General features: G+C 61.6%; 8 protein-coding genes. 3 read left to right on the top strand and 5 right to left on the bottom strand.

Going from position 1 to position 11,774, the window contains the following annotated elements:
* From ABLV64_RS04325 to fepA, 5 genes are all read right to left on the bottom strand, one after another.
* Window positions 1-1,527 (bottom strand): sugar ABC transporter ATP-binding protein, encoded by a 1,527-nt coding sequence (locus tag ABLV64_RS04325; protein ID WP_044521535.1) that lies wholly within the window; start codon window positions 1,525-1,527, stop codon window positions 1-3.
* Window positions 1,527-2,135, bottom strand: coding sequence for a DUF2291 family protein (locus ABLV64_RS04320; protein ID WP_167875406.1), 609 nt, complete (start codon window positions 2,133-2,135; stop codon window positions 1,527-1,529). Before ABLV64_RS04320 ends, ABLV64_RS04325 begins: the two co-directional genes overlap by 1 nt.
* 10 nt (window positions 2,136-2,145) lie before the next feature.
* Window positions 2,146-3,087 (bottom strand): D-ribose ABC transporter substrate-binding protein, encoded by a 942-nt coding sequence (locus tag ABLV64_RS04315; RefSeq protein WP_004178959.1) that lies wholly within the window; start codon window positions 3,085-3,087, stop codon window positions 2,146-2,148.
* 117 nt (window positions 3,088-3,204) lie between these two features.
* Window positions 3,205-3,864 (bottom strand): enterobactin synthase subunit EntD, encoded by a 660-nt coding sequence (gene entD / locus ABLV64_RS04310; RefSeq protein ID WP_004885718.1) that lies wholly within the window; start codon window positions 3,862-3,864, stop codon window positions 3,205-3,207.
* 66 nt (window positions 3,865-3,930) lie between these two features.
* A complete protein-coding gene (gene fepA / locus ABLV64_RS04305) occupies window positions 3,931-6,159 on the bottom strand; it encodes a siderophore enterobactin receptor FepA (RefSeq protein WP_017899050.1) in 2,229 nt (742 codons plus the stop codon).
* Window positions 6,160-6,418: 259 nt separating this feature from the next.
* Here fepA and fes point away from each other — a divergent pair, with 259 nt between their 5' ends.
* Genes fes through entF form a run of 3 tightly spaced genes read left to right on the top strand, consistent with a single transcriptional unit; the run spans window position 6,419 to window position 11,750 of the window.
* Window positions 6,419-7,627, top strand: coding sequence for an enterochelin esterase (gene fes, locus ABLV64_RS04300; protein WP_017899051.1), 1,209 nt, complete (start codon window positions 6,419-6,421; stop codon window positions 7,625-7,627).
* A 27-nt stretch (window positions 7,628-7,654) separates the two neighbouring features.
* Window positions 7,655-7,858: an MbtH family NRPS accessory protein gene (locus ABLV64_RS04295; RefSeq protein WP_017899052.1), complete on the top strand. Its 204-nt coding sequence runs from the start codon at window positions 7,655-7,657 to the stop codon at window positions 7,856-7,858.
* A gap of 10 nt (window positions 7,859-7,868) precedes the next feature.
* Window positions 7,869-11,750 (top strand): enterobactin non-ribosomal peptide synthetase EntF, encoded by a 3,882-nt coding sequence (gene entF / locus ABLV64_RS04290; RefSeq protein ID WP_348843317.1) that lies wholly within the window; start codon window positions 7,869-7,871, stop codon window positions 11,748-11,750.
* Window positions 11,751-11,774 lie beyond the last annotated feature (24 nt).

The following is an 11,774-nucleotide window of genomic DNA, read 5'->3' as shown; positions in this document are numbered from 1 at the left end:
TTAGAACCCCTGAGCGCTTGCTGAAACCAGCGCCGACTCTTCGGCCTGGTCACGAACGATATCGGCGGTCAGTTTGCCGCCTGACATCACCAGGATACGGTCAGAGACCGCCATGATTTCTTTTAAATCGGAGGTGGAGAACACCACTGCCATTCCCTGCTGCGACAATTGCACCATCATGCGAAACACATCCCCCTTGGCGCCGATGTCGATTCCGCGCGTAGGCTCGTCAAGAAACAGCACCTTCGGATTGGTTAACAGCGAACGGCCAATAACCACCTTTTGCTGATTGCCGCCGCTGAGCGCCTGGATCTCGACCTCTGGTGATGAGACCTTAATGGAGAGATTGCCAATCGTGCTGGCGACGACGGCCTCTTCCTTTTTAGTGGCAATGGTTAACCCGCGCTGAAGACGACGCCACAGGCTGGCAATGGTCAGATTGCTGGCGACTGACGAGATGGGAAAAATCCCGGTCCGCTTACGATCTTCCGGCACCAGACTCATGCCCATGCGGATACGTTCGGCCGTGGTTAACCGCTGGGGAACCGGTTTGCTGTCCAGCCAGATCTTGCCAAAGTAGTGGCGCGCTGTCCCCAGCAGACATTCAAACAGCTCGGTTCGCCCGGCGCCCATCAGACCGTAGATCCCAATAATTTCACCGGCATGTGCTTTAAAACTGACGTTATCCACCACCGTATTGCCCGCGGCATTCACGCAGGTCAGGTTCTCCACTTCCAGCAGTGGGGCGCCGAAGCGGCGATCCGGGGGAAGAAAATGGCTTACCGGATCGCTGCCCAGCATTTCACGGACGATCCATGGCACATCAATTTCACTCACCCTAGCCTCCGCCTGGAATTTGCCGTCACGCAGTATGGTAATGACGTCGCCGATGGCCATCAGCTCCTCCAGACGGTGTGAGATGTAGATAATGGACACCCCCTGACGCGTCAGTTCGCGGATGACCCGAAACAGGATATCCACCTCGGTTTTGCTTAAGGCTGAAGTGGGCTCATCAAGGATCAGAATGTCCGCATTTTCCGCCAGCGCTTTGGCTATTTCGACCAACTGCTGCTGACCGACCTTCAGGTTACCCACCAGCTCCCGCGGCGAGATCGGCTGATCGAGTCGCTGCAACAGCTCCGCGGCTTGTCGTTCCTGCTCTGCTTCGTTAATTGGCGTCAGCCCGCGCTGTAGCTCGCGACCAAGAAAGATATTTTCCGCGACGCTAAGATTTTCAAACAGGTTCAGCTCCTGGTGGACCATACCAATGCCGTGGGCGGCGGCCTCGCGGGTGCTGGAGAAATGGACTATGTTGCCGTTGAGCTCCATTTCACCCAGGCTCGGCTGTTGCACACCGGCGAGAATTTTCATGAGCGTTGATTTACCGGCGCCATTTTCGCCGATGATCACGTTAACTTTGCCGCGCCAGACGTTGTAGTCGACGTTATCCAACGCCACCGTGCCGGGGAACAACATCGAAATACCACGGGTGCGTAAAATGATATCCTCTGCGGGTGAACTGGCCATCAGCGCACCTCCTGTTTTAGCTGAAGAGCGGCCGCATCCTGCAGACTGCCGTTAATAACCGTGACCGCAAAGAGAATATCGACAGGCTTGCCTGTCCAGCTCGCGTCCACTTTCGGCAACTGTTTAATAGCCTCTCGATTGTAGGCGCGTGAAAGCTGCGCAAACTGCACCTGGTTGGTAAAGTCTTCAAATTTGAAACCGCTGGCATCGCGGATGGCATTGCCTCGCATGACAGGACCTAATTGCACGACCAACGGCTGGCCGTGTAGCGTAAGTTTGAGCTTTTGCTCGCGTGGGTTGCCGACGTCAATCCCGGTCACCTCGCTGTTCAGGTGGACAAAGACGCTCTGTGGCGTAGCGCCAGACGCCTGGCGCACTTTTTCCAGCGCAGTCGCGTCCAGCGCATGTTGGTTCGCTGCGTCAATCACACGAGATTGCCAGGTTTGTTGCGCGATCTGCTGCGGGGTGAGATGGTCGAAGCTGGGTTTCGCGTTCGGGTCGGCAGGCAGCACTGGCTTGCCATTCTCATCTAAGTCCACCACCGTGCAGGCCGTCAGCAACAGGGCGGCGCAGCCCATCATCACGGCGCCCCATTGTTTTAACCGCATCATTTCCGCCTTACTCGCTGAGGTTGAACATGTTGAGTTTTTTCGCATTGCCACTATCGATGAGGATGCAGTCCATCAACTGCTTCTCTTCTTTCTGGGCTTTCCCGTTCTTGAGGAAAAAGTCCGCCTGTTCCACGGCCATTTGCGCCTGCTTCCAGCCAGGCTGGAGAACCGTGGCTTTAATGTTGCCCTGCTTGAGTATCGAGTCGCGCGTGTAGTCGCTGCCGTCGAAGCCGACGACAATCACGTCGTTTTTACCTGCGGCTTTCAGCGCCGCTTCCGCCCCCAGCGCCATGGTATCGTTGCCGGAAATCACACCGACGATATCCGGATTCGTCTGCAGAATAGCTTCCATACGGGTAAAGGCTTCCGTCTGGCTCCAGTTCGCCGTCTGCTGGGCGACCATTTTCATTTCCGGATAGTCGTCCAGCACATCGTGATAACCCTGCGAGCGGACGCTGGCGTTGGTGTCGGACTGACGACCTAACAGTTCGACATACTTGCCTTTACCGTTGAGGAGGCTGGCGAATTTTTCTGCGCCAAGCTGGGCGCCCTGATAGTTGTTAGAGACGATCTGCGCCACGGCGACGCCGGTTTTATTGATCTCTCTGTCGATTAAAAATGCCGGCACACCTGCCGCTTTTGCTTTTTCCAGCGGGCCGACGGTGGCATCCGCGCCAGCGTTATCCAGGATGATGGCTTTGGCTTTCCGCGCAATAGCCGTTTCAATCAATTGGTTTTGTTTGTTGACGTCATCGTCGTGCGAGGCGACCAGGGTGCTGTAACCCAGCTCTTTCGCTTTCGCCGCTGCGCCGTCAGCCTCGGCTTTAAAGAACGGATTATCATGTGAAGGGGTAATGATTGCGATCAGGCCATTATCGGCGGCGAAAAGTGAGCCAGATGCGGCCATCATGGAGGCAAACAGAACAGACTTTATCAGGGTAGTTTTCATTATTATCTCCGCATTGAATATATATTCAACAATGATTTATTATTCAATGTAACCATAAAGCGGACAGCCAGAACTGTCTACGGTTTGCACAGGTAATTTCTTAAAAAGCGAAAAGGATCACGCTTCGCGAGGCGGGCAGGTACAGGTAATAACGAAATCGTCTTTTATCAGATGGTTGATTTGCAAGGTGAAATGAGCAAGCTGTACGGAGAAGCTGGCGGTAAAACGTAAATGGATCTGCTGCGCAGTGAGTGCCACAATCCGGGCGCTGTGGAAGCCGGGCAGGGCTAAAGCGTGAGAGGACCAGGCCTTAAACCCACTCTCTTTCGCCGAAAACGCCAGCGTCAGCGCCAGCGGGAAGGGCAGGCCGCTGTGTAACAGCACCTTTTTTTCCACCTCGTTGATAATGCTGCTCTCCAGCTCCGCCGCCAGCGGTGGCGTAAACCGGCGCTCGATATCGACCCCCACCGGCCGGTCAGTCACTACCGCCAGCGCGCGCTGGCCGCAGTGGCTGATGCTGCCGAACCAGGGCGCGGGCCACAGCGGCTCGCGCCGATCGCCGATGGCGGGAGGCTGTTTTTCCCCGACCTCGCGCAGGGCGTACACCGCGGCGATGCGCCCGGCCAGGTGCTCCGCCTGCCGCTTGCGGCCCCAGCCGCTCAGGCTGGCGTGGTAGGGCAGCCACAACAGATCTTCAGGCTGGAAAGTCGCCGGGTCGAAATCGATCTGCTGCAGCGTATAGCCGGCCAGCGGCAGGGTGGCGTGATGGATGCGCATAGGGCAAGAATACCGTGGTTGTCCCCGCCCTTTGTCTTGCAAGGGCGGGGCAGGGAGAACCCGCTATCAGAAGTGGGTGTTGACGCTCAGGTACCAGGTGCGGCCCGATTCGTTGTAGGTCTCGGCGCCGGCGCCGTACATCGTGCCGGTGGCACCCCCAGTGGTCTGGGCGTTGCCCGCGCGCCAGTGGCGCTTGTCGAAGACGTTATCCACGCCGCCGGTCAGACTAACGTATTTGGTGACGTCCCAGGTCGCGCTCAGGCCGAGGATGCTGTAGGGGCTGACCTCGTTCTTCTCGCTGCCGGTAACCGGTTGACCCTTATAGTTGTACTTTTTCGGCTCCTGTTTGCCGTACCAGGTAAAGGTCGATTGCAGCGAAACATCATCGCGTACCTGCCAGCTCAGCGTGGAGTTTAGCGTGTATTCCGGGATTATCGACAGACGATCGCCGGTCTCTTTGTTCTTACTCTGCAGCATATAGGTGATGTTGTTGGTCCAGTTGACGGTCTCGCTCACCGGGACGTTGAGCGTGCCTTCCAGGCCTTCCACTACCGCTTTCGGCACGTTTTCCCACTGGTAGAGATCGGTACCTTTACCGTTTTGATAGACCGGAGCATAGCCTGCCTCAATCTTGTTGCGGTAATCGTTGCGGAACCAGGTCACGCCCGCCAGCCAGCCGTCGCGTTTAAACTCAAGGCCAATCTCTTTGTTGATGCTGGTCTCGGCTTTTAAATCTTCATTCCCCTGCAGATAGCAGCCGTCTTTGCTGGCGTAGCAGCCCTGGCCTTTGCTGTAGAGAATGTAGTTCGGGTTGGTCTGATACAGGCTCGGCGCTTTATAGGCGCGGGCGATGCCCATCTTCAGCGTGAAGTCGTCCCACAGCCCTTGGGACAGGTTAAGGGACGGACTCCAGTTGTTGCCGACGATGCTGTGGTGATCGAAACGCAGCGCCGGGGTCAGCATGGTGGTGTCGGTCAGCTCCATGTTGTTCTCAGCAAACAGGGAGAAGATCTCCGCCTGCGAGTACGGGCTGCGGCCGGTGCTGTCGTAGCCCGGAATTTCTCCTCCCGACAGCGCCTGGGTGTTGGAGGCATTATCCTTCATCCGCTGCTGGTTCCACTCGCTGCCCAGCGTCAGGTTCTGATTAACCAGATAGTCGAACGGGATGCTGACTTCGCTGTGCAGCATCACATCCGCCAGATCGATATCGGTGAACTGGTTGCTGTTGAAGATCCCCTCGGTACCCCCGGCCAGACCTTCGCCTTTGCGCGAGTTGCGGGTGCGTTCGTACTGCGCCCAGTTGCTGGTGGTCACGCCGTTGTCCCAGGCGCCGTTCCAGGTGACCGAGTAGGTGTTGCGGTACAGACGGTTGGTCTCTTTGCCGTAGTTCTCTTTCACCAGGTCGTTGGAGTTGGTGTTCTGAGTGTCGCCGGCATAGAGGTTCCCCTGGCGGCTGTAGCCGGCCTCAAACTCCAGCGACTGCATCGGGGCGAATTCCCAGCGCACCAGACCATCGATGTTTTTATTTTTTACCCCTTCGCGCCCGGCCGGCAGGGTGTCGGCATAGATCCCGGTGCGTTCGGACTGATGACCCTGGTTGATGTCCCAGGCGTCGGCCTGCGTTTTGTCGAGGTTACCGAACAGGCGGAAGCTGAAATCGCCGCCCAGCGGGCCGCTGAGGCTGAAGTTGGTGCGCTTGGTGGAGCCTTCGTCTTTGTGCTCCGGGGCGTTCATATAGGTGTTCCAGGAGCCGTGCCACTCATCGCCGGTTTTTTTGGTGATGATATTCACCACGCCGCCGGCGGCGCCGTTACCGTAGCGGGCGGCGGCCGGGCCGCGAATCACTTCGATGCGTTCGATCATCTCCGGCGGTACCCAGCTGGTGTCGCCGCGGGTGTCGCGCTCGCCGCGCCAGCCGAGACGCACAGAGTTGCGGCTGGTGACCGGCTTGCCGTCGATCAGGATCAGGGTGTTTTCCGGGCCCATGCCGCGGATATCAATCTGGCGGTTATTGCCGCGCTGGCCGCTGGTGGAGTTGCCGGTCAGGTTGACCCCCGGCATGGTGCGAATGATCTCCGAGACGTCGCGCGCCGGCGGACGCTTGCGGATCTCATCGGCGGTGATGGTGGAGACGCCCGGCGCCTGCAGGTTCTGCTCGGCGGCGGTGACCACCATGGTCTCTTCCGCGGCGCTGTTTTTATCGTCGGTGGCGGTTTCCGCTGCGCTTAACGGAAAAGCAACCCCGTAAATTCCCAGATTGACCAGCAAGGCCAGGGATTTGATCCTGTTATTCATTGTTATTCCTGCTTTTTTGTCGCCACGTTCCCCAAACGCCCCTTCCCACCGGGAGGGGAGGCGGCATAAATGTTGCCGGAAGAGGGCAAAGGCACTCCGTCGCTAGCTGAATAAGCTCTCTTCGACATGTGTTGTGAAAGACGCGCTTCCCACGGCGCGCTAATACGCTATTGCAAATGCAAATAGTTATCAATAATATTATCAATAAAGAATGACAATTAATTAAAAAAGTCACGCGATACATAGGGTTAATGACAGAATGTTAACGACAGGAAGCGAGGAGTGGTGGCGAACCCTGCAGGGTCCGCAGTCCCGGGCGGTGGATGACGCCATCGAGGTGACGTTCTGGTGGCGGGATCCGGCAGGGGATGAAACGCGTTCTCCACGCCGTCGGGTATGGCTCTATATCACCGGCGTGACCGACCACCATCAAAATGCGCGGCCGCAATCGCTGCAACGTCTGCCCGGGACCGACGCCTGGTGCTGGCGAACCACGCTGTCGCCGACCTGGCGCGGCAGCTACTGCTTTATTCCTTCCGACCGTGACGATGATTTTTCCCCTGAGGTGTTCAGCGCTGATAAGCCGGACCGCGCGCTGCTGCGCGAAGGCTGGCGCAAACTGCTGCCGCGGGCGATAGCCGATCCGCTGAACCCGCACAGCTGGCGGGGTGGACGCGGCCATGGGGTCTCGGCTCTGGAGATGCCGCAGGCGCCGGCGCAGCCCGGCTGGGACCAGCTTAATGCAGCGCATTCTCCCGCTCGTTGCCTTGAGTGGCGCAGCGCGCGTCTGGGCAACCATCGCCGGGTCTGGATCTATACCCCCGGCGAGGCCGTCGATCCGCAAACACGGCCCCTGGCGATCCTGCTTGACGGCCAGTTCTGGGCCGAAAGCATGCCGGTGTGGTCGCCGCTGGCCGCGCTGACCCGCGAGGGGAAACTGCCGCCGGCGGTCTACCTGCTGATCGACGCGATCGATAACCAGCGCCGCGGGGTTGAGCTGCCCTGTCATCGCGATTTCTGGCTGGCGGTTCAGGAGGAGCTTCTGCCCCTGGTCCGCGGCCATGCCCCGTTCAGCGACCGCCCGGATCGGACGGTGGTGGCCGGGCAAAGCTTCGGCGGCCTGGCGGCGATGTTCGCCGCCCTCAACTGGCCGCAGCGCTTTGGCTGCGTGCTCAGCCAGTCAGGCTCCTACTGGTGGCCGCATCGCGATGGCCGCGGGGAGGGCTTTATCGGCGAACGTCTGCGCCAGGGTGAGGCGTCCGCGGCCGGGCTGCGCATCTGGCTGGAGGCGGGCCAGCGTGAACCGATTATTTTTCGCGCCAACCAGGCGCTGCTGGCGCAACTCACCACCACGCAGCAGACAATTTTCTGGCGTCAGGTTGACGGCGGGCATGATGCGCTCTGCTGGCGAGGCGGGCTGACGGCAGGGCTTATCCAGCTCTGGCAGCCTCTGCTGTCGCCCCCTTAGCACAGCGCTTTACGACAGGAGTTTGATATGCAATTCAGTAACCCCTTCGACAATCCGCAAGGGCAGTTTTACATTCTGCGCAATGATCAGCAGCAGTACAGCCTGTGGCCGGGGCACTGCGCGCTGCCTGCCGGATGGACGGTAGTGTGCCCTCCGCAGTCGGTTGAGGCGTGCAACGCCTGGCTGGCGGCTAACTGGCCGACACTGACCCCCGCTCATCATGCGGCATAAGGAGCTGACCATGACCACTCGTTTACCGCTGGTTGCCGCGCAGCCGGGGATCTGGATGGCCGAGCGCCTCTCCACTCTGCCTGGCGCCTGGAGCGTGGCCCACTATGTTGAACTGCGCGGCGCGCTCGACCCCGCGCTGCTGGGTAAGGCGATTGTCGCCGGTCTGCAGCAGGCAGACACCCTCAGCCTGCGCTTTGAGGAACAGGAGGGGGAAGTCTGGCAGTGGGTAGCGGCGGAGCGCACCTTTGCCGAACCGCCCATCATTGACCTGCGTACGACGCCGGATCCGCATCGTGCCGCCACGGAGCGGATGCAGGCAGATCTGGCGCAGGATCTGCGCGTCGACGGCGGTAACCCGCTGGTGTGCCATCAGCTGCTGCGCGTCGGCGACGACCGCTGGTACTGGTATCAGCGTTATCACCATTTGCTGGTGGATGGCTTTAGCTTCCCGGCGATAACCCGGCAGATCGCCGCCATCTACCGCGCCTGGCAGCGCGGGGAAGCCACTCCTGAGTCGCCTTTCACCTCCTTCGCCGAGGTGGTGGACGAGTACCAGCGCTACGCCGGCAGCGAGGCCTGGCAGCGGGATAAAGCTTTCTGGCAGGCCCAGCGTCAGGCGTTACCGGCTCCCGCCTCACTCTCTGCCGCGCCGCTGGGCGGACGCGCCGCCGGGAGCGATATCTGGCGGATGAAGCTGGAGATGAACGCCGACGCCTTCCGCCGCCTGGCCAGCCATGTGCCGCAGTGTCAGCCCGCTGATCTGGCGCTGGCGCTCACCACGCTGTGGCTGGGCCGCCTGTGCAACCGGATGGACTACGCGGCGGGCTTTATCTTTATGCGCCGGATGGGCTCAGCGGCGCTGACCTCGACGGGGCCGGTGCTCAATGTCCTGCCTCTGGCGGTGCATATTGACGCCCAGGAGACGCTGGCGGACCTGGCGATGCGCCTCGCCGCTCAGCTGAAAAAGATGCGCCGCCATCAGCGCTATGACGCCGAGCAGATCGTCCGCGACAGCGGCAAAGCGGCAGGGGACGAACCGCTGTTTGGCCCGGTGCTGAACGTCAAAGTCTTTGATTACCAACTGGATATCGACGGCGTCGAGGCGGTGACCCATACTCTCGCCACCGGCCCGGTCAACGATCTTGAGCTGGCGCTGTTCCCCGATGAGACCGGCGGCCTGTCGCTGGAGATCCTCGCCAACAAGGCCCGGTATGATGAAGCCGAGCTGCGTCGCCACATGGCGCGACTGACCGCGCTGCTGGTGCAGTTTGCCGCCGATCCGACGCTGCGCTGCGGCGACGCGGAGATGCTCTCCGCCGACGAGCTGACCCGCCTGACGGCGGTCAACGATACCGCTATGCCGCTGCCTGCCACCACCCTCAGCGCGCTGGTGGCCGACCAGGCGCGGAAGACTCCTGATGCCCCAGCGCTGGCGGATGCAAACTGGCAGTTCAGCTATCGCGAGATGCGTCAGCAGGTGGTGGCGCTCGCGCAGCTGCTGCGTCAACGCGGCGTGAAGCCGGGCGACAGCGTGGCGGTGGCCCTGCCGCGCTCGGTGTTCCTGACCCTGGCGCTGCACGGCATTGTCGAAGCGGGGGCCGCCTGGCTGCCGCTGGACACCGGCTACCCGGACGACCGTCTGCGGATGATGCTGGAAGACGCCCGGCCGTCGCTGCTGATCGCCTCGGAGGATCAGCTGGCCCGCTTCAGCGATATCCCCGGGCTGGAGAGCCTCTGCTACCAGCAGCCGCTGGCCGTTGCGGATGACGCGCCGCTGGTGCTGTCAAAACCGGACCATACCGCCTACATCATCTTTACATCGGGCTCCACCGGACGGCCGAAAGGGGTGATGGTCGGCCAGACCGCCATCGTCAACCGCCTGCTGTGGATGCAGGATCGCTATCCGTTATCTGCCGACGACGTGGTGGCGCAGAAAACACCGTGTAGTTTTGACGTTTCGGTGTGGGAGTTCTGGTGGCCGTTTATCGCCGGCGCGCGGCTGGTGATGGCCGAGCCGGAGGCGCACCGCGACCCGCAGGCGATGCAGCAGTTCTTCGCCCACTACGGCGTGACCACCACCCACTTTGTGCCGTCGATGCTGGCGGCGTTTGTCGCCTCGCTGGATGCCGACAGCGTCGCCGCCTGCCGCACGCTGCGGCGGGTATTCTGCAGCGGCGAAGCGCTGCCGACGGAATTGTGCCGCGAGTGGGAGCGCTTGACCGGCGCGCCGCTGCATAACCTGTACGGCCCGACGGAAGCGGCGGTGGACGTCAGCTGGTATCCGGCCTGCGGGCCTGAGCTGGCGGCGGTGACCGGCAGCAGCGTGCCGATTGGCTGGCCGGTATGGAACACCGGGCTGCGCATTCTGGATGCCGCGATGCGCCCGGTGCCGCCGGGGGTGGCGGGGGATCTTTATCTCACCGGCATTCAGCTGGCGCAGGGCTACCTGGGGCGTCCGGACCTCACCGCCAGCCGCTTTATCGCCGACCCGTTTGCCCCCGGCGAGCGGATGTATCGTACCGGCGACGTGGCGCGCTGGCTGGCGAACGGCGCGGTGGAGTATCTTGGCCGCAGCGACGATCAGCTGAAGATCCGCGGGCAGCGCATCGAGCTTGGCGAGATTGACCGGGCGATGTCGGCCCTGCCGGACGTGGCGCAGGCGGTGAGTCACGCCTGCGTCTTCAACCAGGCGGCGGCGACCGGCGGCGATGCCCGGCAGCTGGTGGGCTATCTGGTCTCTGACTCCGGCCTGCCGCTGGATACCGCGGCGCTGAAAGCGCGGCTGGCGGAACAGCTGCCGCCGCATATGGTGCCGGTGGTGCTGATGCAGCTCGCTGACCTACCGCTCAGCGCTAATGGCAAACTGGATCGCAAAGCGCTGCCGCTGCCGACCCTCGGCGGCGAGCGCAGCGGCCGGCCGCCGGAGCCCGGCATGGAAACTCTTGTCGCCGCCGCCTTCAGTCAGCTGCTGGGCTGCGAGGTGAATGATATCGACGCTGATTTCTTTGCCCTCGGCGGCCATTCGCTGCTGGCGATGCGCCTGGCGGCACAGCTTAGCCGCCAGCTGGCGCGACAGGTGACCCCGGGGCAGGTGATGGTGGCCTCGACAGTGGGCAAACTGAGCGCGCTGCTGGCGGCCGATCTCAGCGATGAGCAGGCTCAGCGCCTGGGACTGGATACGCTTCTGCCGCTGCGCGAGAGCGACGGTCCGACGCTGTTCTGCTTCCATCCGGCCTCCGGCTTCGCCTGGCAGTTCAGCGTGCTGGCGCGCTATCTCAGCCCGCGCTGGTCAATTACCGGTATTCAGTCGCCGCGCCCGCAAGGGCCGATGGCCAGCGCCGCCAGCCTCGACGAGGTCTGCGAGCATCATCTGCAAACGCTGTTGGCGCAGCAGCCGCACGGCCCTTATTACCTGTTCGGGTATTCGCTGGGCGGCACCTTAGCCCAGGGCATTGCCGCCCGCTTGCGCCAGCGCGGCGAAGCGGTGGCCTTCCTCGGCCTGCTGGATACCTGGCCGCCGGAGACGCAAAACTGGGCGGAGAAAGAGGCTAACGGGCTGGATCCGGCTGTGCTGGCGGAGATTGCCCGCGAGCGCGAAGCGTTTCTTGCCGCCCAGCAGGGGCAAGCCTCCGGCGAGCTGTTCAGCGCCATCGAAGCCAACTATGCCGATGCGGTACGGCTGTTAACCACCGCGCACAGCGCGAAGTTTGACGGCAAGGCGACGCTGTTCGTGGCTGAGAAGACGCGGCAGGCGGGGATGGATCCGCAGGTCGTATGGGGCCCATGGGTGGGCGAGCTGGAGGTGTTCAGCCAGAGCTGCGCCCACGTCGACATTATCTCCCCGCAGGCCTTTGAAGCCATCGGCCCGGTGGTCAAGGAGATTCTGGGATAACGGTTGAGTTCGGGCTACAGCAGG

The organism is Klebsiella sp. JB_Kp031 (assembly GCF_040064295.1).
GTDB lineage: Bacteria > Pseudomonadota > Gammaproteobacteria > Enterobacterales > Enterobacteriaceae > Klebsiella > Klebsiella quasipneumoniae.
This window is presented reverse-complemented; position numbering and strand designations above follow the sequence as displayed.

Coding starts and splice junctions, on each gene's coding strand:
- ABLV64_RS04315 (WP_004178959.1), bottom strand. CDS start 3,087: ATGAAAACTACCCTGATAAAGTCTGTTCTGTTTGCCTCCATGATGGCC.
- entD (WP_004885718.1), bottom strand. CDS start 3,864: ATGCGCATCCATCACGCCACCCTGCCGCTGGCCGGCTATACGCTGCAG.
- ABLV64_RS04325 (WP_044521535.1), bottom strand. CDS start 1,527: ATGGCCAGTTCACCCGCAGAGGATATCATTTTACGCACCCGTGGTATT.
- fepA (WP_017899050.1), bottom strand. CDS start 6,159: ATGAATAACAGGATCAAATCCCTGGCCTTGCTGGTCAATCTGGGAATT.
- fes (WP_017899051.1), top strand. CDS start 6,419: ATGTTAACGACAGGAAGCGAGGAGTGGTGGCGAACCCTGCAGGGTCCG.
- ABLV64_RS04320 (WP_167875406.1), bottom strand. CDS start 2,135: ATGCGGTTAAAACAATGGGGCGCCGTGATGATGGGCTGCGCCGCCCTG.
- entF (WP_348843317.1), top strand. CDS start 7,869: ATGACCACTCGTTTACCGCTGGTTGCCGCGCAGCCGGGGATCTGGATG.
- ABLV64_RS04295 (WP_017899052.1), top strand. CDS start 7,655: ATGCAATTCAGTAACCCCTTCGACAATCCGCAAGGGCAGTTTTACATT.